The organism is Crassaminicella profunda, assembly GCF_019884785.1.
Lineage (GTDB): Bacteria > Bacillota > Clostridia > Peptostreptococcales > Thermotaleaceae > Crassaminicella > Crassaminicella profunda.
In genome coordinates this window covers 2,754,456-2,780,540 of record NZ_CP082326.1, presented here as the reverse complement: position 1 = coordinate 2,780,540, position 26,085 = coordinate 2,754,456, and the positions used below count along the sequence as shown (strand labels likewise).

The following is a 26,085-nucleotide window of genomic DNA, read 5'->3' as shown; positions in this document are numbered from 1 at the left end:
TAAATAGTTTAACGGGCAATGGCGTCCAACAAAATAGGATTTAAAATTCCTTTATTTGTTGACGTTTTTTTTATTATTTTTTTACGGAATTCAAATACTATAAATAATTAAGGAGGAGTTAAAATGGGGTGTAACTATACGAAAGAAGAATTATTAAAAAAGGCAACAGAATTGGAACTTGAGTTTATTCATTTACAGTTTACTGATATTTTGGGAGTTATGAAGAATGTTTCTATTACTATTGAGCAATTAGAAAAAGCATTGAATAATGAGATTATGTTTGATGGCTCATCTATTGATGGATTTGTTAGAATTGAAGAATCAGATATGTACTTAAGACCGGATTTATCTACTTTTGTAGTATTCCCTTGGACAAATCATGCAAAAGAGGCAAGAATGATCTGTGATGTATACAAGGCAGATGGAACTCCTTTTGAAGGATGTCCAAGAAATACACTAAAGAAAGTATTAAAAGAAGCCTATGATATGGGATATACTATGAATGTAGGACCTGAATGTGAATTTTTCTTGTTTCATACAGATGAGAGAGGAGAACCATCCTTAGAAACCCATGATAATGCTGGATATTTTGATTTAGCGCCAATAGATTTAGGTGGAAATGCAAGAAAGGATATGACCATTACATTAAAGCAAATGGGATTTGAAATAGAAGCTTCTCACCATGAAGTAGCACCAGGTCAACATGAAATCGATTTTAAATATGAAGATGCCCTAACCGCTGCTGATAATATTATGACCTTTAAGATGGCTGTAAGAATTATTGCTCAAAGACATGGACTTCATGCTACATTTATGCCAAAGCCTAAATTCGGGATCAATGGTTCAGGAATGCATATTAATATGTCCCTTGAAACATTAGATGGAAAGAATGCTTTTTATGATGGTGAAGGGGAGTTGGAGTTATCTAAAACAGCTTATCATTATCTAGGAGGAATTATAAAGCATGCGAGAAGTTTTGCAGCTCTTACTAATCCTACTGTGAATTCGTATAAAAGATTGGTTCCAGGATACGAAGCACCAGTACTGATTGCATGGTCAGCAAGTAACAGAAGTCCATTAGTAAGGATCCCTGCTAAAAGAGGGAATTCTACAAGAATAGAGCTTAGAAATCCAGATCCAGCAGCCAATCCCTATTTAGCATTAGCAGCTATTTTAAAAGCAGGGCTAGATGGTATTCAAAATAAAATCAATCCACCGGCACCTGTCATGAGCAATGTTTATCATATGGATGATGTGGAGATGAAGGAAAAAGGAATAACAAGTCTTCCAGAAAATCTTTATGAAGCAGTAAATGAGTTATCTAAAGATGAAGTGATAAAAGATGCTATTGGAGCCCATGTATATGAAAAATTTACAGATGCGGCCCTTTATGAGTGGTATGAGTATTCAAAATCTGTTTCTAAGTGGGAGCTCGATAGATATTTGAGAAAATTTTAAAAATTGTTTAAACTCGGAGTGGTCACATGGACAGTTATAGGATTGTAGTTGCAGACAGTAGTGAAAGTTCTAGAAAACTTATTTGCAAACTATTAAATAAAAAAGGGTATAAGACTTATCAAGCAACAGATGGAGCAGGAGCGATAAGAATTTCTAGAAGTGTTTTTCCAAAACTTTTAATTATGGACACAAACCTTTGGGGAATGAATGCCTATGAAGCTGCTCGTATTATAGAAGAGGATCAATTGTCAACGGTACTTTTTGTTACGAGTAATCCAACAAATTCTTTTTATCAGAAATTGAAAAATATGAATGTTTTTGCTTATGTGATGAAACCCATTCACCCTGATCAATTGTATCAAATGGTAGAGTTTTCAATTATGAATGGGAGTAAGATGCATCAATTATCAAAAAAAATAGAAAAGCTTGAGAGTACTTTAGAAAACAGAAAGAAGATTGATCGAGCAAAAGGATTGTTGATAGAACATTTAAGGATTTCTGAGGAGGAAGCTTATAAGTTATTAAGAAGGAAAAGCATGGATGCGTGCATATCAATGGATCAGATGGCAGAAAAAATTATAAAAAAATATATATAGAAAATAATGAATCCAATAGAGCCTCCGTATAGAGAGGCTCTTTTTTTATAATATTATTTACTAGATACAGTGGATGAATTCATGTATAATTGCAATATATAATTTGAATACAAGAAGTGAATATTTTATATAAGGAGAATACCATGAGAAGAAGAAAGAAAAAAGGTGCAGATGAAAAACTTTTAAGCTATACAGGATATGTATTAAAAGATCCAGGTGAATTAAAAGGAAAATGGAATGAAAGATTTAATAATCAAAATCCTATTTATTTGGAGTTAGGTATGGGCAGAGGTAAGTTTTTAACGACTCTTGCTAAGCAGCATAAAGATATTAATTTTATTGGAATGGAAATGAAGGAAGAAGTATTATTAAAGGCCGTTGAAAAGATTCACGAGAATCCTTTGGAAAATATTTTATTTGTATGGGGAGATGTAACTAAAATATTGGAATACTTTGAGCATGAGGAAATAAGGAGGATTTTTATTAATTTTTGTGATCCATGGCCAAAGAGAAGATGGGCTAAAAGAAGGTTGATTCATAATAGATTTTTGGAAATGTATAAAAAGTTATTAAGTAATCAAGGAGAAATTCATTTTAAAACAGATAATGAAAAACTATTTGAGTTTTCACTAAATGAATTTGCTGGTGCAGATTTAAAACTAAAAAATATTTCTTTGAATTTGGAAGAGAGTGATTTTGAAGGAAATGTTACAACAGAATATGAAGAAAAATTTATGCAACAAGGATTAAAAATCTATAGATGTGAAGGAAGAAAATAAATGAAAAACACTTGCACTTAATTTTGGCAAGTGTTTTTATGCATTTGGAGCTGTTAGCTGCATAATTCATCCATTTCTTTTGAGTATGATTAAAAAAAATTATGCAGAAACATTTGCTTTTGCTTTTCCGTTTTTATCATAGAAAAGTCCTCTAAGGATTAAAGCTAATGCACCATCTCCTGTGATGTTACAAGCTGTACCAAAGCTATCTTGTAATGCAAAGATTGCGATTAATAGACCAACTCCAGATGAATCAAATCCTAATACACCTGTAACAATGGCTAAAGATGCCATAACTGTTCCTCCAGGAACGCCAGGAGCACCTACTGCAAAGATACCGAATAAAAGAGTGAATAGTGCAATGGTTCCAACATCAGGTAATGCTCCATAAAGAATCTTAGAGATAACCATACAGAAAAATGTTTCTGTCAAAACAGATCCACAAAGATGGGTTGTTGCACCAAGTGGAATGGCAAAGTCAACAACTTCAGGGACTAAGGCTTTTGAGCGGTGAGCACATCTTAATGAAACAGGTAGTGTGGCAGCACTAGACATAGTACCTACAGCTGTTAAATAAGCAGGACCATAATACTTCACAACGTCTAGAGGATTTTGTTTTGATACAGCACCACCAATAGAATAAAGGATACTTAACCAAATGAAGTGACCTATTAGTACTAAAACGATTACTTTTAAGAAAATAGGTAATTGTTCTGTTAGACTTCCTGTATAAGCTAATCCTGCAAAAGTTGCTGAAATAAAGAATGGAAGAATAGGAATAACAATTTTGTTGACGATAGCTAAAATCATATTTTGCATCTCGTTGAGAAGAGTATTCATTGTTTCAGATTTTGTCCATATTACTGACACACCTGTTAAAATTGCTAATACTAAGGCAGTCATTACAGGCATGATGGGTTCAATGTTTAATTGAAATGCTGTTTTAGGTAATTCTTTTAAAGCTTGTGCTTGACTTGCAATATGTAAGTGAGGAATGATAATATATCCTGCAATAGCTGAAAGTGCAGAAGCACCTGCTGCAGATAAATAAGACATTCCTAAAAAAGTACCTAACATTTTACTTGCATTGTTTTTAAGACCTGTAATAGCAGGTGTGATAAATCCGAATATAACTAAAGGTACAGTGAAGAATATAAATGAGCCAAGAATTTCTTTGATGGTTGTAATAATGGCTATAATTTTTGGACTCACAGAAAGACCTAAAATAATACCAACGGTAATACCGATTAATAATTTAGGAATTAAGCCTAATCCTTTTTTTTTACTCATGTCTATAACCCTCCCCAAAAGTTGAAAAACATTTTTGAACATTATATATAATACTCCACTATTACTCAAATCATTTTACTTATATGCTATAACTTCGATTTCTACTAAAGCATCTTTTGGTAATCTTGCTACTTCTACTGCACTTCTTGCAGGATAAGCTTGATCAAAATATTGACTATATACTTCATTCATTTTAGCGAAATTATTCATATCACTTAGGAAAACAGTTGTTTTCACAACATTTTTTAGAGTGCTTCCAGCTTCTTCTAAAATCGCTTTTACATTTTCAAGAGATTGTTTTGTTTGTTCTTCAATAGTTTTTGGCATATCCCCTGATTTAGGATCTATTGGTAATTGTCCTGATGTGTAAATCATATTTTGTAGTGCAATTCCTTGAGAATAAGGACCAATGGCACCAGGTGCTGCTTGTGTACTAATTGCTTTTTTCATATGTATCCTCCTCTTTTTATGATAATTGGATTTAAGTAATGGTGGAGTTATATGCTTGTAGTTGTTTTTTATAAAATGTTTACTTACAGAAGATAGAAATCTTATCTGAATTTTTTATGTTTAGATTTGTTTAATAATGTTATTATATGAATAAAGAGTAGTTTAAGAAGTTTTTACCATTTTGTTTACCAATAGTATACAACTTTTTTATTTTATTGCAAATAATTTATTATTGCAATAAAAAAATATTTTTTGAGGAAAATATTTCATAAAAATGAAATTTTGTAAGATTTTTTTTCATTTAAAGATGGATTAAAATACATATTGACTTTATATCTATAGAGGAATATAATAAATGAAGTGTAAAAATCAAATAAAATAGAATATCTTATCCAGAGAGGTGGAGGGACTGGCCCTATGAAGCCCGGCAACCTAAAACATTTTGTTTTGTGGTGCCAATTCCAGCAGGTTTAACCTGGCAGATGAGAATAGCATATTACTTCTTGTTTGTCTGCAAGAGGTTTTTTTATTGCAAAAAAATATAGGAGGGAATGTAATGAAAAAAGGAAATCCATGGGCGCTACTCCCCTTAGTAGTTTTTCTTGTACTGTATCTTGTAACATCTATTGTTATTGGAGATTTCTATAAAATGCCTGTAACTGTGGCATTCTTAGCTGCAAGTATTGTTGCTATTGCTATGAATAGAAAGGAAAGTATTCATGACAAGGTGGAGGTGTTTTGTAAGGGTGCAGGAAACAATAATATTATCCTTATGTGTGTCATCTTTATTTTGGCAGGAGGATTTGCACAAGTAGCAAGGGAAATGGGAGCTGTAGATTCTACAGTGAATTTAGGACTTAGTATTTTACCTGGAAACATATTAATTGCTGGAGTTTTTGTTATAGGGTGTTTCATTTCATTATCTATTGGTACGTCAGTAGGAACCATCGTAGCTTTAGCTCCTATGGCAGTGGGGATTGCTGAAAAAACAGGGATTCCCATAGGCCTTGCATTAGGAGCAGTAGTGAGTGGTGCTATGTTTGGAGATAATCTATCTATGATTTCTGATACAACTATCGCAGCATCAAGAACACAAGGTTGTGAAATGAGAGATAAATTTAAGATGAATTTTATTATTGTAGTACCAGCAGCTATTATTACAGCAATTATATTTATTTCTATGAATGTGGGAGATACTTCTGTATTAAGTGGGAGCTATGATTATAATATTATGAAGGTATTTACTTACTTAGCAGTTTTAATTGCAGCATTATTTGGTGTAAATGTAATGGTTGTTTTAGTTGGAGGAACTTTATTTGCAGGAGTTGTAGGAATATTTACAAATGCCTTTGATGTATGGGGATTTGTACAGGCAATTGGAAAAGGGATTATGGGCATGTCTGAAATTGTAATCATCTCTCTTTTAATTGGTGGAATGGTTGAGGTAATAAAATACAATGGAGGAATAGATTTCTTACTAGATTTTATTACTAGTAGAATTCATAGTAAAAAAGGGGCAGAGTTAGGGATTGGTATTTTAGTAAGTGTAGTAGATGCTTGTACAGCAAATAATACTATCGCTATTGTTATGGCAGGACCTATCGCAAAAGATATAGGAGAACAATACGAGGTAGACCCAAGAAGGGCAGCAAGCATATTAGATACGTTCTCATGCTTTTGTCAAGGGGTCATACCCTATGGAGCACAACTATTGGTGGCAGCAAGTGTTGCAGGAACCTCATCCTTTGCTATTATGAGGTATTTATATTATCCTTATTTAATGGGAATATGTGCACTATTAGCAATTGCATTGGGGATTCCTAAGGTGAAAAAAAGTACTGCTAAAAATTTAAATTTTGGAAGATAGATGAAAAAAGCCTTTAATATGAAAATATTGAGGGCTTTTTTATTTGATGCAATTTTTCCTTATATTATGCACATAAGCAATAAAAGTAAGTATTTATATACTGAGAAGAAAACAATCTTTAGGAGGATTATAAATGATTAAGTTAAAAAGCATAAAAGGGAAAATTGTTTTGTCTATTATGTTATGTTCCTTAATTACAGCTGTTTTGATTGGTACCATAAGTATTTATAAAGGTTCGAAAATCATTGAAGAATATGCAAATAACGAATTAATGTTAATGGTAGAAAATAAAGCCCATGAAGTAGAAAGTATTTTTGAGAAAATGGAAAATAAAGTAGAAGAGATGGCAGATCAGCTGGAAATGAACTTTGATGTAGAAAAGTTAAAAAATACACCAGAATATATAGAAAAATATAAAGAACAAATAGATCCAACTATAGCATATATGGCAGAAAACACAAAAGAGACATTAAGTGCATATTTTGTGATAAACCATGAATTGGGTGATGGTGGACAAGGGGTTTGGTATATGGAAGAAGGAGATGGGCAATATAGACGACAAATGATAATAGATGTAACAAAATATGCATCAGATGATCATGAGCATGTAGGCTGGTATTATGAACCTATGGAATCAAAGAGTGGTATATGGCTCAAACCATATATGAATGAAAATATTCATATGTATTTAATTTCTTATGTGAAGCCCATATACGTAGAGGATACATTTTTAGGTGTTGTAGGGATGGATTTTAGCTTTGAAGATTTAGAAAAAAGAATAAAGAATATAAAAGTAAATGATACAGGTTATTTTTTCATGCTTGATCCTAATTATAATTATATGATCCATCCAACCATTGACAAGGATATCAATATGAAAACCCTATCTAATGGGAAATATGCAGATATAATAGATGCTATAGAGAAAGAATATAAAGGAAATATGAAGACTGAATTTGGTGGTATTGAAAAGCTCATAAGCTATCATAAGCTAAATAATGGATATACACTTGTTGTGAATACACCTAAGGAAGAAGTGTTTTCTGTATTGCATAGATTAAGTTTATTGATTCTTATGATAATGATGTGCTCTTTGGTAGTATCCATCCTTATTGCATGGATTTTAAGTAATAGAATATCTAAACCTATTATAATGGCAAGAGACTCTTTAGACAAAATGGCTAACTTGAATTTAGTGGATACGATCATAGAGACGGAAAAAAAAGATGAAGCAGGAAAAATGATAAAATCATTAGGGAATATGAGAAAGACATTGAGAGATATGGTTATAAACTTTAAAGAATCATCAAAAAAAGTAAATGAATATGCCAATACCTTAGCCAATGCTACGGAAGACACTTCCATGACTTTTGAAGGCATATCTCAAGCAACAGATGAATTGGCAAAAGGATCAATGGAACAAGCAAAAAATGCCCAAGATGGCGTTGAAAAGCTGGATAGATTTGCTGAAAAAATTGCTGTTGTAGTAGAAAAATCAGAATATATTAGAGAACATACAAGTGTAATTACTATAGCAAATCAGGAAGGTGCTGATGCGATTTCAGATTTGCAGCAATCTATTAATGATAATATTCATATTGCATCAGATATCACGGATCAAGTAGATCAATTAGATCATAAATCTCAATCTATTAGTATGATTAGTGAAACCATTCAAGCTATAGCAGACCAGACAAATCTATTGGCATTAAATGCAATGATAGAATCAGCTAGAGCAGGAGAATCTGGAAGGGGATTTGCTGTTGTTGCAGAAGAAATAAGAAAACTAGCTGAACAAGTAACAAACAATGTAAAAGTCATTAAAGATACAACGAATGATGTGAGGGAAGAAGTAGTTCATACAAAATTAAAAATAGACACGGCAAAAGAGATTATAGGAAAAACTGAAAAGGTATCCAACATTACCAGCGAGAAATTTGAGATTATCAGTAGATCTGTAAACAAAATGATTGAACAAATAGAAATACTTACAAAAAGTATTATGAAGGTAGATGAAGATAAAGAAAAAGTAATTAGTGCTATTCAAGAAATATCAGCTATAACAGAACAATCATCAGCTTCTACAGAAGAAATTTCAGCATCTATTCAGCAACAAACAGCTGTAATAGAAGAGATTTCTAGGACGGCAGAAAAGTTAAGATCAATTTCAAAAATATTGAATGAGAGCATCAATAATTTTGAAATTTAAAGACCCTTGTATGGTATTTTTTATATAAAAAGAATTAGGATGATGAAGATAAAAAAAGCTGCATCCTTTGATGAGGGTGCAGCTTTGATCATTTTACATTGTAATGAATAAAGTTTTTAAATGGGTAGCTGCTTTTTTAGGATCCTCTTGACCAAGTATTGCAGAGACTACGGCAATGCCATTTACTTTTCTTCTGATAATAGTAGATGCATTATCTAGTGTAATTCCGCCGATAGCCACAATAGGAATAGATACATTAGCTTGAATGTCATGAAAAACTTTTTCGGAAATGACCGTTGCATCATTTTTAGTGCTTGTAGGAAATACAGCGCCTACTCCTAGATAGTCAGCACCATTATTTTCAGCAAGGATAGCATCCTCTATAGTTCTTGCTGAAATGCCTATGATTTTTTCAGGACCTAATATTGTTCGTGCAATTGTTAAGGGAAGGTCACTTTGCCCTAAATGAACACCATCTGCATCTATTGCTTGAGCAATATCTAATCGATCGTTAATAATGAGTGGAACATCATATTTTTTACATAAATCTTTCATTTTTAGAGCATGTTGATAAAAGGTTCTAGAGGAAGATTTTTTTTCTCTTAATTGAAGGAGGGTCACTCCTCCTTGTAGAGCTAATTCTGTTTTTTTATAAAGGGTATCAAAATCCATTTGAGCATCATCTGTTACTAAATAAATGGTTTTATCCATTGTTTTTAACATACTGTATTTTCGCCTCCTGTATCAAGGTGTTAGGGTGTATTTGACTAATAGCATTTGTTTGCACAATTATTAGTTGTTGCATAGCTTGTAATGTGATGAATCAGTGGCCTTTTTGCTTTTACTCTGATAAAGCAGTGGGATGTTTTTTTAAATATACCCATGAATTTGTCACCTTTTTTGTAACTATAAATAAGATACTTGTACTCATCATAACAGGCACAGTTGCCCCTAAGAAAAAGTCCATATTGATAAATTGATAATAAAGATAAACACCTATGGCCCAAATTACAAAAGAACCCCAATGAACTAGTAAGTTTTTCTCGATATTTTTCTTTTTAAAAACAAAATAATCTGTCATGAGTACAGCAAATAGGGGCGCAAAAACAGATCCGATTGCGTATAAAAAGTTTTCATATTGTTCAATAGGAATAAGAATGGCTAAAACCATACCGATTAACCCCATAGCTAATGCAACTTTTCTTTCTTCTAATTTAGGGAAAACATTTAAAAAGGTAACCCCTGCAGAATAAGCATCTAAGAATGTAGTGGTAACAGTGGATAAAACAATAATGCCTAAGCCAAATAATCCTAGATTTGCAGCAAGCATCATACTTCCTGGATCAGCATTTCCTGCCATAATAGCTGCGCCAAGGCCAATGGTATACATCCATGTACTTCCTACAAAATATCCTATAAAGCTACCGAAAAGTCCTGATTTTTTGTTTTTTGAAAAACGTGTATAGTCAGAAATCAGTGGAAGCCATGAAAGGGGCATAATCACATTTAATTCAATAGCTGTTCCCATAGACAAAGGTTCTACACTTTTACTAGTAAAAACAGAACTGTCTTTGAAAACAACAGTACTTAAAACGATAGTTAATCCAAATAATAGAGCTACTGCAATCAAATTTAGCTTCTGGAATCCATTTTTACCAAGGAAAATCCATAAGCAAATAAAAATGCCGATGACAAAAGACCAAAGAGTCAAGTGATCAAAAGACCATAAAATTTTAGTGATTTCATTAACAGAGCGGCCTCCAGAAATAATCATAACAGCCGTCCATCCAATTAACTGTAATACATTTAAAATAGAAAATAAGTAGGAACCATAGGACCCAAAAGAGATTCTTGTGGACATAATAGAAGGTAATTTACTTTCTGCACCTATGAATCCACCTAGAACAAGGATACCTGTTCCAATAAGATGTCCTATAAGAATAGCTGTGAAAGCTTTAGAAAATCCCATAGGTGCTAAAAGTCCCCCTGTTAAAATTTCAGCAATGGAGATGGACGCACCAAACCATAATGCTAAAAGGTGAAAGCTACTTAAACCGAGTTTTTCATTAGTCATTTAAAATACCTGCCTTTTCATAAAGTTCATAAAAATGATGGGTTGGACCTACCCCATGACCAATAGAGAATCCATGCATAATAGCTGTTGTAATGTATTGCTTTGCTTTTTTTACTGCTTCATAAATAGGCATGCCCTTTGCTAAATTGGCAGTAATAGCAGAAGATAGAGTACATCCTGTACCATGAGTGTGAGTCGTTTTTATTCTTTCTTGATCTAATAAGTAAAACTCTTTTCCATCATATAAAACATCTGTGGCTGTATCTGAAAGATGTCCACCTTTTACTAATACAAAGTTAGGGCCTAAATCATGTAAATCTTTTGAGGCTTGTTTCATTGTATCCAAATTTTCTATGCGATATCCTAATATTTCCTCTGCTTCTGGAAGATTTGGTGTGATTAATGTAGCCATAGGCAATAATTTTTCAATTAAAGCTTTTTTGGCCTCAGGTTTTAATAAATCATATCCGCTTTTTGAAATCATAACAGGATCTAATACCAATGGAGGTAGATCATATTTTTTTAGAGTATCTGCAATGATTTCAATAGTTTCTGTCTGAGATACCATACCAATTTTGATACCGTGAACATGAATATCATCAAAAATTGCTTTGATTTGATTGGCAATAACAGTTGGGGTAATATCTTGTACATCAAAGACTCCTTGTGTATTTTGAGCAGTAATTGCTGTAATGACACTCATACCAAATGTAGCGTGGGCTGAAAATGTTTTTAAATCTGCTTGAATCCCTGCACCACCGCTACTATCAGATCCTGCAATCGTTAAACAATGTTTCATAAAAATTCATCCTTTCTATTCTAATGATTTTTTAAAGCTTTGATTGGAAGTAATAAAAAAGCACGAACCCAGTAAGGATTCGTGCAATAGTATTTTATGTATTGCTTCCCTACGCTGGCATGATCCAGATCAGGTTAAGGGTCAAAGAATCAACATTCTTACTCTCAGCTGATTGAACCAGCTCCCCTAGCGTTAAAAATATTCTGTTCGACTTTATGATACTACGATTACAAAGTATTTACAAGAGCTAATAGTTATTTTAAAATTTTGCAAAACTATTCCCATACGGATCATATGGAATAGTTTTAATTGAAAAAGAATAGTTGACAAACAAAGTTTACAAGTGTAAACTTTGTTTGTGGATTATGTTTGTAAACCAAATATTCTATGGAGGTGTGTGGAATGAAAAATATTCCTAAAATATCTGAATCTGAATTTGAAATTATGAAGCTTTTATGGAAAAACAACCCCTTAACATCTAATGAAATTATTGATGTATTATCAGAGAAGATGGGCTGGTCTCATCAAACCATCAAAACTTTTATCAATAGACTTCTCAATAAAAAAGTTATTGGATTTGAAAAGTCTGGAAGAAGCTATCTTTACTATCCATTATTTTCTTATGATGATTATGTAAAGGTAGAAAATAAATCTTTTCTTCAAAGAATCTATGATGGTGCTTTAGGAACACTATTTTCAAAATTTCTAGAGGAAGAAAATCTATCTCAAAAGGAAATAGAAAAGCTTCAAAAAATTTTAGAGGAAAAAAAAGAAACTAAAAATAAAGAATAGACCTTATCATGCTTATAAGGAGCGTTATGTATGAACTTACTAGAAATTATATTTGTATGGATTTTATATGCATCATTGACATCTACCATGATGATCTTTTGTGTTATTTTACTAAAAAAGCTTATAAAAAATCATATGGATTTAAGATTTTATCATGCTTTATGGCTTTTAGTCATGATACGATTGTTGATTCCTTTTACTCCTGAAAGTCCATTGAGTATGTTTAATCTTTTACCTGAAAATCATCAACATATGATAGGTTATAATCAGTCTATTGATAGCTTTTATACATTAGAATCAGAAGAGATAAGTGAAAATGAAAAAAGTTCTGATATAGCCCCTATAAAAAGACAAACCATAAATAAAAGCAATTTACCGAAAGAAGAGATTTTAGAAAATAAGAAGAAGATTTCTTTTGAAAATTCTTTTTCAAAAATAAGCTTTCAAGTAGCTTCATATATTTGGTGCTTTGGATTTTTAACTATATTTTTATTAATTATGTTTACTGCTATTAACTTTAATAAAAAAGCAAAAAAATTTAAAAAGGTCAATGATTCTCAAGTGATTCAAATTTTGAATCTGTTAAAAGAAAAATTGAAAATGAATAAAAATATTGAATTATATTATGAAGAACGCATCAAAAGTCCTTTTATAGCTGGACTGATTCATCCTAAAATCTATCTTCCTAGAGAACTTCTAAGAATGGTTGGAGAAAGAGAGCTATATTATATACTTTTACATGAATTGATTCATTATAAAAGAAAAGATTTATTTTACAATTTATTTGAAACAATAGCCCTAAGCCTTCATTGGTTTAATCCTGTTGTATGGTTTGCAGTAAAAAAAATGAGATTTGATAGGGAATTATCTTGTGATTATGGTGTTCTTGAAATTCTTGAAGAAAAGGAAGGAACAGAGTATGGTTTGACTATTTTAAAACTATCTAGTATTTTTTCAAACCATATTTCAAAAAAAATGATTCCTGCATATTTTTATGAAAATAAAAATCAAATTGAGAGGAGAATTATGATGATAAAAACCTTTAAAAAAAGTTCTTATAAAATATCTATCCTGGTGGTGCTTATATTTTTATTGCTTACCCCTCTTACACTTACTAATGCTCAAATAAATACTAATAATAAAACAAGTTTTCAAAATAAGGGATTTAGCTTAGATACGCCAGTTCATTTTAATACATTAGAACGAGCTCTTGATTTTGTTAATTTTGATTTTAAAGTTCCAGATACGGACCTAAATAATTATATCTTTGATTCAATCATTTTGCATGATGATGTACTTCGAATAAAGTTTGCTGTGAAAAATGTTGTTGATACTTCAGCCTTTACCCTAACAATTTCTAAAAAAGAATTGATGGAGGATGAAAAGAAAAAGTCTTATGAAATATATAAAGGAAGCCATGATGAAAAAATTACTAAAAAATCTACTATAGAGCCCATGACCATTGCTAATACTCAAGGGATACGTGTAACAACTAAATTTAATTATGAGTGGACAGAAAAAGGGATAAAGGAATTAGAAAAAAATAATACAAAAAATACAAAGCATATCCCTACGATTGAACATATTGAAAAATATTTTATTTGGCAAGAGGATGGAATATGGTATAGCTTAGATTATTATTTTGAAAATAATTCTTATTATGGAGATACTTCTATGAGTGAAATTCCTATAAAAGATATGGAAACCATTTTATCCTCTCTTAGGTATACGAAAGAATTAAAAAATATGGACTATGTATCGAAAGCCTGGGAAAATTATTTGTATATCTATGGGGATAAAGATTTAAGAAAAGCAGAAAAAATTATTGGCTTTGTACCAAAGTTTCCATTAAAGTTGCCTGAAGGATTTACGGCAGTTTCTTCAAGTATTGGTTGTCCTATGTATTTAGAAACAGAACCATGGACTCAATTAGAAACACTATTTCAAAAGGAAAAGGACAATTCTTCAGAAATAACATTTATTCAAACAAAAAGTATCCATCGCTATGGGTTTTTAGAAAAAAATGGATATGATCGGGAAACAGAAATACAAGCTAAAATCATGAATATAGAGGATACTAAAATGTTTACCTTTGAAGGAAAAGATAAGCAGTATTATATGTGGAAAAAAGACAATATTATATATACAGTAGAATTTACTGGAACATTTAAGCGCAAAGAAAATATTGTGAAATTCTTTATTAATGAAACGCCGTATTTTAAGTAGACTTTTTGTACATAAAAATAGATTTGAAAAAATGAACCAATACCATTAGAATAATAATGTATATAGAGTTCACACTAAAAATCATACAAAGGTGATGATAGCAATGTCATTCCTTATCCTATCATTATCACCTGTTAAATCTAATACTGAAGGTGGATGTCTATGGAAATATAGAAAATAGTAGAAAGAGGGCGATTATTATGATGATGATCTATAGATATGAAATAAAAAATTGGAGAGATGAAAGAATCGAATAAGAAAAGGAGAACCTATGGAAAAAATCAAAATAATCGCATCAAATAAAAGTTGGATAGAACAAAGTGCAGTAGATCAATTAAAGGGCATCGCATCCCTTAAAGGAATCATCAAGGCAGTAGGACTTCCAGATTTGCACCCGGGAAAAACTCCAGTAGGAGCAGCTTTTGTGAGTGAAGAGATGATATATCCTCATATTATAGGAAATGATATAGGCTGTGGGATGAGTTTTTTTATGACAGATGTGAAAAAGCATAAAGTAAAAAAAGATAAATGGATTAAAAAATTAGAAGCTACTTTAAATATAAAGGATATTCTTATAGAAGATACTTTTGACGATACAACTTCCTTTAAAGAAAAAATGGGAACTATCGGTGGAGGCAATCATTTTGCTGAGTTTCAAGAAATTGAGAAAGTGTTTCATGAAGAAGCATTTGAAAGATTAGAACTTAGTAAAAAGCATATATACCTTTTAGTTCATAGTGGATCAAGAGGCTATGGAGAAAGCATCCTAGATGAAGCCATTAAAAAATATCATGCACAAAAGGGACTTAAAATAGGAACATTTGAAGCAGACGCATATCTAAAAAAGCATGAGAGAGCCATCTATTGGGCAGAAAATAATCGAAAAATGATTGCTAATAGATTCATGAAATTACTTGGAATAGAGATGACTAGGGTGTTAGATAGTACCCACAATAGTATTGTAAGAAAAGCTATCAAAAATAAAGAAGTCTATATCCACAGAAAGGGAGCAGCACCAGCAGATGTTGGAGCAGTTGTTATCCCTGGATCAAGAGGAGATTTGACTTATATTGTCATGCCAAAGCCAAGTGAGGTTTCAGCGTACTCTATTGCTCATGGAGCAGGACGGAAATGGAGTCGTGGAGGCTGCAAAGAAAGACTCATGAATAAATACACAAAAAAAACAATCAAACAAACTCAATTGGGTGGAGCTGTGATTTGTAAAGATAAAAGTTTGCTATTTGAAGAAGCTCCTGAAGCCTATAAAAATATTGAAACAGTTATAAAAGATTTACTAGAGGCAGATTTAATTGAGGTCATTGCTACATTAAAGCCTGTCATAACTTATAAGGGGTGATTGGGTTATGTGGATGCAAATTAGTAGTGGAGCAGGACCTGAGGAGTGTGCTTTAGGTGTAGGACTTTTTTTCAAACAGGTCATCAAAGAATGCAAACAAAAGGATTTTAAAATAGAACTAGTAGGACATGAAGAGGGACAATATCCAGGAAATTATCAATCGGTTATTTTACGCATTGAAGGAGAAGGAGTAAGGAAATACCTAAAAAGTATGGAAGGAACCATTCTCTGGATTTGTAAGAGTCCTTATCGACCCAATCATAAGAGGAAAAATTGGTATATTAATGTGGAAGTCTATGAAGAACAGGAAAAATATAGCTTTCACTTGTCAGATGTAAAAATAGATACCATGAGAAGTTCAGGAGCTGGGGGACAAAATGTAAATAAACTAGAAACGGCTGTAAGAGTGACCCATTTGCCAACAGGGATTATGGTGAAAGCACAGGAAGAGAGAAGTCAATATCAAAATAAAAAACTAGCCCTTGCCATCCTTGAAAGAATTCTTAAAAATAAAAATGAAGAAGCTTTAGATGATTTCAAAAAAGGATTATGGCAGCAACATAAGGCTTTAGTAAGAGGGAATCCTGTGAGAACTTTTGAGGGGAAGAAGTTTAAGATAAAGAAATAAAAATTTAAAAACTGTCTTTACGAAATGTAAGGACAGTTTTGTTTCTGATCATATAAACGAACCTATAAAAGGAAGTGATTTGGATGCTGAATCCAATAGGATTTAAATACTTTATTAACGTATTTAAATATAGTTTATTAGAAACTTTCTGTAATGGTAAAATACTGTTTATGTTTTTAATAGTAGTTGCTATTTTAGTAGGCATATGGGGAAACGCTATGAATATTGAATGGTATAATTCAGCTCATGGTGTTCACACATTAAGTAATCCTAGAATGGAAGCTATTCATTTAATGATGAGTGTAATAGCTATAACAGCAATCATATTTACGTATTATACAATTAAGAGAATTATAAAAGAATTAAATTAGGTATACTAAAAAAGAGGAAGGTGAAACCATGAAATTTACTGAATATGAATACAAAAGACCCAATATAAAAACTTTTGAAGAACAATTTAACCAATTATTAAATGATTTTATAAAAGCAAAGAATTACAAAGAACAAGATGAACTCATGAGTAAAATCAATACCTTAAGAAATGAATTTGAGTCTATGGAGCAAATTGCTTATATTCGACATACGATCAATACAGAAGATAAGGTATATGAAGAGGAACAAAAATATTTTGACGAAAATGGACCTATTTATGAAGGATTAGTTGCTAAATATTATGCTGCATTAGTGGATTCAAAATATAAGGATGATTTAAAAGAAAAATGGGGAGAACAGCTTTTTCGTATTGCAAAGCTTAAAGTGAAGAGTTTTTCCCAGGAAATAATTGAAGATTTAAAGCTTGAGAATAAATTAATGAGTGAATATACAAAGCTTTTATCCTCAGCCAAAATACCTTTTGAAGGAGAAGCGCGAACGATACCTCAGTTAAGACCTTTTCAAATGTCTCATGATCAAGATATAAGAAAGAGGGCAAATGAGGCAAAATATAACTTCTTTAAAGAAAATGAAGAAAAGTTTGATGAAATCTATGATAAATTAGTAAAAGTAAGAACTAGGATGGCTCAAAAGCTAGGATATGAAAATTTTGTAGAGCTTGGGTATGCTCGTATGCTTCGAACAGATTACAACAAAGATATGGTTGGAAATTTAAGAAAACAAGTAAAAGAATATATTGTACCTTTAGCTACAAAATTAAGAGAAAAGCAAAGCTGTAGACTAAATTTAGATCAATTAAAATACTATGATGAAATTCTTACCTTTTTAGATGGAAATGCAAAACCTAAAGGAGATGCAAAAGAAATTCTTGAAGCTGGAAAGAAAATGTATGAAGGATTATCTAATGAAACAAAGGTATTTTTTGAATACATGATGGAAAACCAGTTGATGGATGTTTTAAGTAAGGGTGGAAAATCTCCAGGAGGATATTGTACATATATTGCTAAATATAAAGCCCCTTTTATATTTTCAAATTTTAACGGGACTGCTGATGATATAGATGTACTGACCCATGAAGCAGGCCATGCTTTTCAAGTATATGAAAGTAAAGAATTTGAGATTCCTGAATATAATTTTCCAACACTTGAGGCTTGCGAAATACATTCTATGAGTATGGAATTCTTTACGTATCCATGGATGGATTTATTCTTTGATGAAGTGAATAAATATAAATTTGGACATTTGAGTGAAGCTTTTTTATTTATTCCTTATGGGGTAGTGGTAGATGAATTTCAGCATTATGTATATGAAAATCCAAATGTAACTCCAAAGGAAAGAAAATGCAAGTGGAGAGAAATAGAAAAAAAATATCTGACCTATAGGGATTATGATGGAAATGAATTTTTAGAAAACGGTGGATATTGGTATCAACAAGGACATATCTTTAAAAATCCATTCTATTATATTGATTATGTATTAGCAGAAATCTGTGCATTCCAATTTTTCAAAAAATCTATAGATGATTTTGATGGAGCGTGGAAAGATTATCTAAAGCTTTGTAAGGTGGGAGGTAGCAAATCTTTCTTAGAATTAGTAGATTTTTCAAATTTAGATTCTCCTTTTGAAGATGGAAGTATAAAGTCAGTGGCAGAAGGAATAGAAAAATATTTAGATCATATATCAATAAAGTAAAAGGTTTTGGACTAAGTTATTTTGAAAAATATTAAATTTTAATAGTAAATATACAATGAAAAAGGAATTTCTTTATTATTTAAAGGAATTCCTTATATATATTGAATTATTTTTTGACAAGTGGTTCGATCCCTAATATAGCATTTAAATCGTCCTCAGGAGTAGAAATAGGACTAATATTGAATTTGTCTACTAACACCTGTAATACATTAGGTGTAACAAATGCAGGAAGTGTTGGTCCAAGACGAATATTTTTAATCCCCAGGGATAAAAGGGTAAGCAAAATACCTACAGCCTTTTGTTCATACCAAGAAAGAATCATTGAAAGAGGTAATTCGTTCACATCACAATCAAAGGCTTTGCTAAGAGCTAGAGCGATTTGAATGGCTGAATAGGAATCGTTACATTGTCCTACATCAAGAAGTCTTGGAAGACCTGCTACAGTTCCAAAATCTAATTTATTAAAACGGAATTTACCACAGGCAAGGGTCAATATGATTGTGTCTTGTGGTGTTTTTTCTGCAAACTCTGTATAATAATTTCTTCCAGGTCTTGCACCGTCACATCCTCCAATGAGGAAGAAATGTTTTATAGCACCACTTTTTACAGCTTCAACGATTGTATCTGCGTGACTTAGTACTGCATTATGACCAAATCCAACAAGGATTTTCTTTTCAGGTTCATCTTCCGTAAAGCCACCTAAGGCTAATGCTTTTTCAATGATTGGAGTGAAATCTTTTTTGCCATTTACTTCATCTATATGAGGGGTATCAGGCCATCCAACGATGCTTGTAGTAAATAATCTGTCTTTATAGCTTTCTCTTGGCTTTTGAAGACAATTTGTAGTCATTAAAATACATCCAGGAATGCCATCAAATTCATTTTGTTGTTTTTGCCATGCTCCTCCAAAATTCCCTACTAAATGTTTATATTTCTTTAATTCTGGATATCCATGAGCAGGAAGCATTTCACAATGGGTATAGATATTGATTCCCTTTCCCTCTGTCTGCTCTAGTAAATTTTTTAAATCTTTTAAATCGTGACCAGATACGATGATAAAAGGACCTTTTTTCTTTGTAATGAGTACTTCTGTTGGTTCTGGATTTCCATAAGTACTTGTATTAGCTGCATCTAAAAGAGCCATGCACTTAAGGTTTGTTTGTCCAAATTCCATATTTAAATGAAATAAATTTTCAACAGTTAGAGAATCATCTAGTGTAGCTGCCAGTCCCTTGTAAAAGAAATTATTTACTTCATCATCAAATTTACCAAGAACATATGCATGATGGGCATAAGCGGCCATACCTTTAAAAGCATAAATCAATAATTCTCTTAAAGAACGTATATCCATATCTAAATTTTCATCTGCCATGACACCTACTTGCTTTGCATCTTCTAGCATTTCTTCTAATGTATTTGGGGGTCTATATGTAGCTGCTTTTGGTACATTTTCAATTTCACCAGCAGAGGTCTTTAATTCTTCTTTCATTGCATCTGCTAATTTAATATACTCAACAAATCTATCTGGGTCAAAATTAACATTTGTAAGGGTTGAAAACATAGCATCTACTACAAATTTATTAATTTTACTACGAATTTTTACTCCTTTTTCAATGTTTTTTTGACCATAAAAGCCTATTCCTTTTAATAAATGAATTAACACATCTTGTAAATTAGCTACAGTTGCGTCTTTTCCACATACGCCGACCTTGACACATCCTTTTGAACCTAAAGTTTGTTCGCATTGATAACAGAACATGGCTTGATCCATAAAAGAACCTCCTTTGTTTCAATGTAATAGATATCAAAAGTATTATTTGATAATGAATACAAATATATACCATTTGAATAGATAAACAGATTTATTATTTTATTTGTATTATATTTGTTAATGTTATTCGTATTCTTATCTATTCAGCAATGCATTATATGATTAAACACATAAAACAGGTGGTTAACTATAGTAATAACGGAATATATTGAAAAATAATGCTCCTTTCTATATAATAGTGTATTGTAAAGTATTACATGGTTTTAAGGTTTATTTTTTTATGTATAAAGAAAATTGTAAAATATGATAATAAAGTTTATAATGAAAAAGACTTTCATAATAAGCAGATAACATATAGGTAAGAGAATAAATTCCTTTTAATTACAAAAAATAATGTTGCTATTGCATAGAACGAGGAGTTGATAAAAAGTGGAAGATAAAAAAGTGAAAAAACATGAACTGCCTCTTATTCCACTTAGAGGGCTTTCAGTTTTTCCATACATGGTACTGCATTTTGATGTAGGAAGAGAAAAGTCAATCAATGCATTAGAAGAAGCTATGGTGAATGACCAATTAATATTTTTGACAACACAAAAAGAAGCGGAAGTAGATTTACCTACACGAGATGACTTTTATGAAGTAGGAACTTTAGCTAAAATAAAACAGATGTTGAAGCTTCCAGGAGATGCTATTAGAGTATTAGTAGAAGGAATCAGTAGAGCGAGGGTGATAGATATTCTACAAGAAGACCCTTACTTTAAGTGTGTAGTAGAGGAAGAAATGTATGATGATGAGATAGAGATGGATAAAGAGCTTGAAGCATTAATGAGAACAGTAACCAATGCTTTTGAAGACTACATAAGTGTAGGAAGCCGTATTTCCCCTGAAGTATTTATGAATGTTACGACTATTGAAGAGCCAGGAAGACTTGCTGATATTATGGCTTCTCATATGATTTTAAAGATAGAACAAAAGCAAGAAATACTAGAAGCTTTTGAGCCTAAAGAGCGTCTAGAGGTCATTTATAAAATACTTTTAAGAGAAATAGAAGTATTAGAAATTGAAAGAGATATTAATGTTAGAGTAAAAAAACAAATCAATAAAGTTCAGAAAGAATATTACTTGAAAGAACAACTAAAAGCCATTCACGAAGAATTAGGAGAAGAAGACGAATTTAATGAGGAAGAAGATGACTATAAGGAAAGAATCAAAAAATCAAAACTTCCTAAAGAGGTAGAAAAGAAGGTTAAGAAAGAACTTAGTAGGCTTTCTAAACTCTCTCCAAGTTCAGCTGAAAGTGGTGTCATTAGAAATTATGTAGATTGGATTTTAGATATTCCATGGGCGAAGCAAACCAAAGATCAAATCGATATTCAAAAAGCAAAAATCATACTAGATGAAGACCATTATGGGCTAAAGGATGTTAAGGAAAGAATTTTAGAATATTTAGCTATCAGACAGTTGTCTAAAAGCATGAAAGGCCCTATTATTTGTTTAGTAGGTCCTCCAGGAGTAGGAAAAACTTCTATTGCCAAATCTATTGCAAGAAGTTTAAACCGAAAGTTTACAAGAATGTCTCTTGGAGGTGTTCGAGATGAAGCAGAGATCAGAGGACATCGTAGAACTTATGTGGGTGCTATACCAGGAAGAATCATGTCCGCAATAAAAGAATGCGGTTCTAAAAATCCTGTATTCTTATTTGATGAGATAGATAAATTAAGTAATGATTTTAGGGGAGATCCAGCATCTGCATTATTAGAAGTATTAGACCCTGAGCAAAATAAAGAATTTACAGATCATTATTTAGAAGTTCCCTTTGATTTGTCTAAAGTCATGTTTATTACAACAGCAAATAGCTTAGGAACTATTCCAAGACCTCTTCTTGATAGAATGGAAGTTATAGAGGTATCTGGATATACAGAGGAAGAGAAACTAAAAATTGCACAAAAATACCTTTTACCTAAGCAGAAAAAAGAACATGGACTGAAAGAGAAAAGTCTTCAGATTTCAGAGCAAACCCTTCGAGATGTAATTAGTTATTATACAAGGGAATCAGGTGTGAGGAACTTAGAAAGACAAATTGCTACATTATGTAGAAAATCTGCAAAGAAAATTGTTGAGAAGAAGATAAAAAATGTTCGAATCAATGTAAATAATCTAAGCAACTATCTTGGAAGCAGAAGATATAGATATGAAAAGATTAAAGAAAATCATGAGATAGGTATTGCAAGAGGTCTTGCATGGACAAGAGTTGGAGGAGATACCCTATCTATTGAAGTAACAACCATGAAAGGAAATGGAAAACTTGTATTAACAGGACAGCTTGGAGATGTAATGAAGGAATCTGCAAGAGCTGGAATCAGTTATATTCGATCTAAAATTGAGGATTTAAATATACCAGAAGACTTTTATCAAAAGTTAGATATTCATATACATATTCCAGAAGGAGCTATACCAAAGGATGGACCATCAGCTGGGGTTACTATGGCAACGGCAGTTATATCAGAGCTTACAAAGATACCTGTTAATAAATATGTAGCCATGACAGGGGAAATTACATTAAGAGGTAGAGCTTTACCTGTAGGGGGAATTAAAGAAAAGGTGTTAGCTGCAAATAGAGCAGGAATTACGAAAGTATTATTGCCTATTGATAATGAAAAAGATATAGAAGAGATTCCTGAAAATGTAAGGAAAAAGCTAACTTTTGTTTTAGTTGAAAATATGGATCAAGTATTAGAGCATGCATTAGTTCGGAAGGAAGAAAAAGATGAAAATTAAAAGTGCAGAGATTGTTATTAGTGCAGTAAAGAGAGAACAATATCCAGAGGATGAAAAACCTGAGATTGCTTTTGCTGGGAGATCTAATGTAGGAAAGTCTTCTCTTATTAACCTTTTGGTGAATAGAAAAAAACTTGCTAGAACTAGTTCAAGTCCAGGAAAAACTCAAACGATTAATTTCTATGATATTAATGATCAGTTTCGAATTGTAGACCTTCCAGGATATGGTTATGCGAAGGTGTCTAAGAGTAGTAAAGAAGCTTGGGGAAAAATGATGGATGCCTATCTTAGCAATAGGAAAAATCTAATAGATGTATTTCAGCTTGTGGACATTCGCCATGCTCCTACACAACAGGATAAGCATATGTATAGTTGGATTAAGCATTTTGGTTTTAATGGGATTGTTATTGTTACAAAACTAGATAAAATCAAGAGAGGTCAAAGACAAAAACATTTAGATATCATAAAAAAAGAACTTCAAATGACAAGTGACGATATCCTATTGCCTGTTTCAGCAGAAAGCAGAGAAGGAAAAGAAGAAGCTTGGGAGATTATTAATGAGGTCTTTAAAGTGAATGGATTTGATTTTGAAGCAGAGGAAGCAATAAAATAATAAATATTATGTATTTATGAATAAAATGTATCCTATAGGGTGATGAATAAAAAAGTCTACCTTATAGGATATTTTGTGATTAAAATATAATTCTTTAATGATGATTTTAAGGTATATTTAAGATTTATTTAAGTGTAAATTTATATTGATAAAATATAATAAAATTAGAAAAAAATTATGATTAATTATAGAAAAATGAAGACATAATCAATAGAAAGGGTATACTAATCATTTGTGACAAAAATGTAAGATTAGATCAAAGAACGTAAGGGAAGTAAATGGAATTGTATATATTTATAAGATATGATATTTATAAAGGAAATCATAAAGGAGGATGAGCATATCATGTTTTCTAAGGAAAAAGGATTATTTTTAGAAGCTAAAGGGGCAAGATATCTGCCAAATATTATTGTTGTGCTTATATTAGCAGTTGCTTTTCTCATAGGTGGAGAAATTATTGGTGGAATAGCTATGGCTATTACGGGGATATTTATTTTTGGAACATCTAATGTAAGCCCTTTAATGGGGATGATGGCACAATTGATTTTTGGTTTTTTGTTTGTATCATTATTGATATTTGCGTGGGTAAAGCTTGCTGAGAAAAGAAAGATTTCAAGTATGGGATTTTATAAAGAAAATTTTATTAAAAAATATACGATAGGTTTTATGGTTGGAGTTGGATTGTTTACTTTAGTGGTAAGTCTTCTTGCTATTACAGGACATATTCAAGTAGATCAAAATTCAACTACGCCTACAGGATTGGCTGTTTTAAGTAGCATTTTAATTATTTTACCAGGGTGGATGATTCAGAGTGCAACGGAAGAAATATTAGCTAGAGGTTGGATGATGAATGTATTAGGAGCAAGATATAATCCATTCTTAGGATTAGGAGTGTCTGCAATATTTTTTGGAGTGATGCATATATTTAATCCAAATGTAAGTTTTATTGCAATTTTAAATATTATTCTAGTAGGAATATTGTTAGGTCTATATGTGATGAAAACAAAGGAGTTATGGGGTGTTTGTGGTCTTCATGCTGCATGGAATTGGGTACAAGGAAATATCTTTGGATTTGAAGTAAGTGGTACAAAGACAGGAATTGGAAGTATTATGAAATTAAAGCTGGTTGGAAGTGAGTGGTTTACAGGTGGAGCATTTGGTCCTGAAGCAGGATTTGCAGCAACCATTGTATTAGGACTAGGAATTGTAGGTATTTTGTTGAAGACTAAGAGAGAATCAAAAGATATAAGGGATTTGGAGATAGAAGAAAATTAAAAATATATTCAAAGACTTAGCAAAGAGGTGGAGGTATGAATAAAAAAATATTAAGATATGTTATTCTTTTAGGGAGTATAGCCTTTATTGTAGCAGGTGTATATAAAAATGAAGTACAAACTGTTTTACAAAAGGCAATTAATATATGTTTGGAGTGTATAGGCATTGGATAAGAGAAGATTAACGCAGATTATAGCAACTATAGTGACAAATGCAAACGTGAAAGGCTTTTTTCAAGGAAAAATTTATCGAGGCAATTTAAAAAAAGCATGTGTGCCAGGGCTAAATTGTTATTCTTGTCCAGGGGCTCTTGGGTCTTGTCCTATAGGTTCATTACAGGCAGTTTTAGGAAGTATAAAATATAATTTTTCATTTTATGTACTAGGTTTTATATCTCTTATGGGAATTATATTTGGTAGGTTTATTTGTGGATGGTTGTGTCCTTTTGGACTTTTGCAGGATTTATTAAATAAAATACCTTCTCCTAAAATTAGGGTAAATCCAAAAGTAAATCATATTTTAAAATATTTTAAATACATATTTTTAGTTGGATTTGTAATCATCATGCCATTACTTTTAACGAATGTTGTAGGTATGGGAGATCCATACTTTTGTAAATATGTTTGTCCTGCTGGAACTATTGAAGGGGGAGTACCGTTGGTTCTTATGAATGAAGGGTTAAGGTCTACCATAGGATGGTTATTTGGCTGGAAGGTGTTTTTATCTATTGCTACCATTGTTTTTTCAATCCTTATTTACAGACCATTTTGTAGATACGTCTGTCCTTTAGGAGCCTTTTATTCCTTATTTAACCCTATAAGTTTTTATAGGTTAAAAGTTGATGAAAATAAATGTACAAATTGTAAAGCATGTAGTAACAAATGCAAATTAGATATAGAAGTTTATAAAAAGCCAAATAGCTTAGAATGCATAAGATGTGGAGAATGTGCAGATGTTTGTCCTACTAAAGCCATTCAAAAGGGGTTTCATTTATAGAAATGCTACCCCTAGTAAATTTATTTAAAGTATACGGATAAA

The 26,085-nt window shown here is 31.7% G+C and carries 22 protein-coding genes and 2 riboswitches; of the genes, 16 read left to right on the top strand and 6 right to left on the bottom strand.

From position 1 onward, the window contains the following. The first annotated feature begins 123 nt into the window (after window positions 1-123). From glnA to trmB, 3 genes are all read left to right on the top strand, one after another. A complete protein-coding gene (glnA, locus tag K7H06_RS13155; RefSeq protein ID WP_223036506.1) occupies window positions 124-1,458 on the top strand; it encodes a type I glutamate--ammonia ligase in 1,335 nt (444 codons plus the stop codon). A 26-nt stretch (window positions 1,459-1,484) separates the two neighbouring features. Then, the gene (locus tag K7H06_RS13150) at window positions 1,485-2,054 is read left to right on the top strand and encodes an ANTAR domain-containing response regulator (protein WP_223036505.1); all 570 of its coding nucleotides are present in this window, start codon (window positions 1,485-1,487) and stop codon (window positions 2,052-2,054) included. Window positions 2,055-2,197: 143 nt separating this feature from the next. Beyond that, a complete protein-coding gene (trmB, locus tag K7H06_RS13145; RefSeq protein ID WP_223036504.1) occupies window positions 2,198-2,833 on the top strand; it encodes a tRNA (guanosine(46)-N7)-methyltransferase TrmB in 636 nt (211 codons plus the stop codon). 99 nt (window positions 2,834-2,932) lie between these two features. On the opposite strand, the gene K7H06_RS13140 is transcribed toward trmB, so the two are convergent. Both K7H06_RS13140 and K7H06_RS13135 read right to left on the bottom strand, forming a co-directional pair. Beyond that, window positions 2,933-4,123: a dicarboxylate/amino acid:cation symporter gene (locus tag K7H06_RS13140; protein ID WP_223036503.1), complete on the bottom strand. Its 1,191-nt coding sequence runs from the start codon at window positions 4,121-4,123 to the stop codon at window positions 2,933-2,935. A gap of 75 nt (window positions 4,124-4,198) precedes the next feature. Continuing rightward, window positions 4,199-4,573, bottom strand: coding sequence for a RidA family protein (locus tag K7H06_RS13135; RefSeq protein WP_223036502.1), 375 nt, complete (start codon window positions 4,571-4,573; stop codon window positions 4,199-4,201). 385 nt (window positions 4,574-4,958) lie between these two features. After that, window positions 4,959-5,062: riboswitch (SAM riboswitch) on the top strand. 67 nt (window positions 5,063-5,129) lie between these two features. On the opposite strand from K7H06_RS13135, the gene K7H06_RS13130 reads away from it, so the two are divergent. Beyond that, on the top strand, window positions 5,130-6,440 hold the full coding sequence (locus tag K7H06_RS13130) for a Na+/H+ antiporter NhaC family protein (protein ID WP_223036501.1): 1,311 nt from the start codon (window positions 5,130-5,132) through the stop codon (window positions 6,438-6,440). A 133-nt stretch (window positions 6,441-6,573) separates the two neighbouring features. Beyond that, a complete protein-coding gene (locus tag K7H06_RS13125; protein ID WP_223036500.1) occupies window positions 6,574-8,649 on the top strand; it encodes a methyl-accepting chemotaxis protein in 2,076 nt (691 codons plus the stop codon). Between the two features lie 93 nt (window positions 8,650-8,742). Here the strand turns inward: K7H06_RS13125 and thiE are convergent, their stop codons facing one another. The 3 genes from thiE to thiD form a co-directional block, all read right to left on the bottom strand. Beyond that, on the bottom strand, window positions 8,743-9,372 hold the full coding sequence (thiE, locus tag K7H06_RS13120) for a thiamine phosphate synthase (RefSeq protein ID WP_223036499.1): 630 nt from the start codon (window positions 9,370-9,372) through the stop codon (window positions 8,743-8,745). A 118-nt stretch (window positions 9,373-9,490) separates the two neighbouring features. Beyond that, entirely contained in the window at window positions 9,491-10,723 is a 1,233-nt protein-coding gene (gene cytX / locus K7H06_RS13115; RefSeq protein WP_223036498.1) for a putative hydroxymethylpyrimidine transporter CytX, read from the bottom strand. Further along, entirely contained in the window at window positions 10,716-11,522 is an 807-nt protein-coding gene (gene thiD / locus K7H06_RS13110) for a bifunctional hydroxymethylpyrimidine kinase/phosphomethylpyrimidine kinase (protein ID WP_223036497.1), read from the bottom strand. Before thiD ends, cytX begins: the two co-directional genes overlap by 8 nt. An 89-nt stretch (window positions 11,523-11,611) precedes the next feature. Further along, a riboswitch (TPP riboswitch) is annotated at window positions 11,612-11,720 on the bottom strand. Between the two features lie 204 nt (window positions 11,721-11,924). Here thiD and K7H06_RS13105 point away from each other — a divergent pair. The 6 genes from K7H06_RS13105 to K7H06_RS13080 all read left to right on the top strand — a co-directional run bounded on the left by K7H06_RS13105 (window position 11,925) and on the right by K7H06_RS13080 (window position 18,610). After that, complete coding sequence (locus K7H06_RS13105; RefSeq protein ID WP_223036496.1) at window positions 11,925-12,314, top strand: BlaI/MecI/CopY family transcriptional regulator; 390 nt, start codon at window positions 11,925-11,927, stop codon at window positions 12,312-12,314. Window positions 12,315-12,344: 30 nt separating this feature from the next. Further along, entirely contained in the window at window positions 12,345-14,540 is a 2,196-nt protein-coding gene (locus K7H06_RS13100) for a M56 family metallopeptidase (protein WP_223036495.1), read from the top strand. Window positions 14,541-14,811: 271 nt separating this feature from the next. After that, complete coding sequence (locus K7H06_RS13095) at window positions 14,812-15,897, top strand: RNA ligase RtcB family protein (RefSeq protein WP_223036494.1); 1,086 nt, start codon at window positions 14,812-14,814, stop codon at window positions 15,895-15,897. A gap of 7 nt (window positions 15,898-15,904) precedes the next feature. After that, the gene (gene prfH / locus K7H06_RS13090) at window positions 15,905-16,525 is read left to right on the top strand and encodes a peptide chain release factor H (RefSeq protein ID WP_223036493.1); all 621 of its coding nucleotides are present in this window, start codon (window positions 15,905-15,907) and stop codon (window positions 16,523-16,525) included. 83 nt (window positions 16,526-16,608) lie between these two features. After that, window positions 16,609-16,896 (top strand): hypothetical protein, encoded by a 288-nt coding sequence (locus tag K7H06_RS13085; RefSeq protein WP_223036492.1) that lies wholly within the window; start codon window positions 16,609-16,611, stop codon window positions 16,894-16,896. Between the two features lie 28 nt (window positions 16,897-16,924). After that, a complete protein-coding gene (locus K7H06_RS13080) occupies window positions 16,925-18,610 on the top strand; it encodes a M3 family oligoendopeptidase (RefSeq protein ID WP_223036491.1) in 1,686 nt (561 codons plus the stop codon). Between the two features lie 106 nt (window positions 18,611-18,716). On the opposite strand, the gene hcp is transcribed toward K7H06_RS13080, so the two are convergent. Then, window positions 18,717-20,381 (bottom strand): hydroxylamine reductase, encoded by a 1,665-nt coding sequence (gene hcp / locus K7H06_RS13075; RefSeq protein WP_223036490.1) that lies wholly within the window; start codon window positions 20,379-20,381, stop codon window positions 18,717-18,719. A gap of 429 nt (window positions 20,382-20,810) precedes the next feature. On the opposite strand from hcp, the gene lon reads away from it, so the two are divergent. The 5 genes from lon (at window position 20,811) to K7H06_RS13050 (ending at window position 26,043) form a co-directional block, all read left to right on the top strand. After that, window positions 20,811-23,159, top strand: a complete 2,349-nt coding sequence (lon, locus tag K7H06_RS13070; protein WP_223036489.1) for an endopeptidase La — start codon at window positions 20,811-20,813, stop codon at window positions 23,157-23,159. Then, window positions 23,149-23,772, top strand: coding sequence for a ribosome biogenesis GTP-binding protein YihA/YsxC (yihA, locus tag K7H06_RS13065; RefSeq protein WP_223036488.1), 624 nt, complete (start codon window positions 23,149-23,151; stop codon window positions 23,770-23,772). Before lon ends, yihA begins: the two co-directional genes overlap by 11 nt. A 345-nt stretch (window positions 23,773-24,117) precedes the next feature. Beyond that, a complete protein-coding gene (locus K7H06_RS13060) occupies window positions 24,118-25,047 on the top strand; it encodes a CPBP family intramembrane glutamic endopeptidase (RefSeq protein ID WP_223036487.1) in 930 nt (309 codons plus the stop codon). Window positions 25,048-25,082: 35 nt separating this feature from the next. Beyond that, window positions 25,083-25,220 carry a CD1871A family CXXC motif-containing protein gene (locus tag K7H06_RS13055; RefSeq protein WP_223036486.1) on the top strand — a complete coding sequence of 46 codons (138 nt, stop codon included), beginning with the start codon at window positions 25,083-25,085 and terminating at the stop codon, window positions 25,218-25,220. Continuing rightward, the gene (locus K7H06_RS13050) at window positions 25,213-26,043 is read left to right on the top strand and encodes a 4Fe-4S binding protein (RefSeq protein WP_223036485.1); all 831 of its coding nucleotides are present in this window, start codon (window positions 25,213-25,215) and stop codon (window positions 26,041-26,043) included. The genes K7H06_RS13055 and K7H06_RS13050 overlap by 8 nt, the downstream gene beginning before the upstream one ends. The last annotated feature ends 42 nt before the right edge of the window (window positions 26,044-26,085 follow it).

Coding starts and splice junctions, on each gene's coding strand:
- glnA (WP_223036506.1), top strand. CDS start 124: ATGGGGTGTAACTATACGAAAGAAGAATTATTAAAAAAGGCAACAGAA.
- K7H06_RS13150 (WP_223036505.1), top strand. CDS start 1,485: ATGGACAGTTATAGGATTGTAGTTGCAGACAGTAGTGAAAGTTCTAGA.
- trmB (WP_223036504.1), top strand. CDS start 2,198: ATGAGAAGAAGAAAGAAAAAAGGTGCAGATGAAAAACTTTTAAGCTAT.
- K7H06_RS13140 (WP_223036503.1), bottom strand. CDS start 4,123: ATGAGTAAAAAAAAAGGATTAGGCTTAATTCCTAAATTATTAATCGGT.
- K7H06_RS13135 (WP_223036502.1), bottom strand. CDS start 4,573: ATGAAAAAAGCAATTAGTACACAAGCAGCACCTGGTGCCATTGGTCCT.
- K7H06_RS13130 (WP_223036501.1), top strand. CDS start 5,130: ATGAAAAAAGGAAATCCATGGGCGCTACTCCCCTTAGTAGTTTTTCTT.
- K7H06_RS13125 (WP_223036500.1), top strand. CDS start 6,574: ATGATTAAGTTAAAAAGCATAAAAGGGAAAATTGTTTTGTCTATTATG.
- thiE (WP_223036499.1), bottom strand. CDS start 9,372: ATGTTAAAAACAATGGATAAAACCATTTATTTAGTAACAGATGATGCT.
- cytX (WP_223036498.1), bottom strand. CDS start 10,723: ATGACTAATGAAAAACTCGGTTTAAGTAGCTTTCACCTTTTAGCATTA.
- thiD (WP_223036497.1), bottom strand. CDS start 11,522: ATGAAACATTGTTTAACGATTGCAGGATCTGATAGTAGCGGTGGTGCA.
- K7H06_RS13105 (WP_223036496.1), top strand. CDS start 11,925: ATGAAAAATATTCCTAAAATATCTGAATCTGAATTTGAAATTATGAAG.
- K7H06_RS13100 (WP_223036495.1), top strand. CDS start 12,345: ATGAACTTACTAGAAATTATATTTGTATGGATTTTATATGCATCATTG.
- K7H06_RS13095 (WP_223036494.1), top strand. CDS start 14,812: ATGGAAAAAATCAAAATAATCGCATCAAATAAAAGTTGGATAGAACAA.
- prfH (WP_223036493.1), top strand. CDS start 15,905: ATGTGGATGCAAATTAGTAGTGGAGCAGGACCTGAGGAGTGTGCTTTA.
- K7H06_RS13085 (WP_223036492.1), top strand. CDS start 16,609: ATGCTGAATCCAATAGGATTTAAATACTTTATTAACGTATTTAAATAT.
- K7H06_RS13080 (WP_223036491.1), top strand. CDS start 16,925: ATGAAATTTACTGAATATGAATACAAAAGACCCAATATAAAAACTTTT.
- hcp (WP_223036490.1), bottom strand. CDS start 20,381: ATGGATCAAGCCATGTTCTGTTATCAATGCGAACAAACTTTAGGTTCA.
- yihA (WP_223036488.1), top strand. CDS start 23,149: ATGAAAATTAAAAGTGCAGAGATTGTTATTAGTGCAGTAAAGAGAGAA.
- K7H06_RS13060 (WP_223036487.1), top strand. CDS start 24,118: ATGTTTTCTAAGGAAAAAGGATTATTTTTAGAAGCTAAAGGGGCAAGA.
- K7H06_RS13055 (WP_223036486.1), top strand. CDS start 25,083: ATGAATAAAAAAATATTAAGATATGTTATTCTTTTAGGGAGTATAGCC.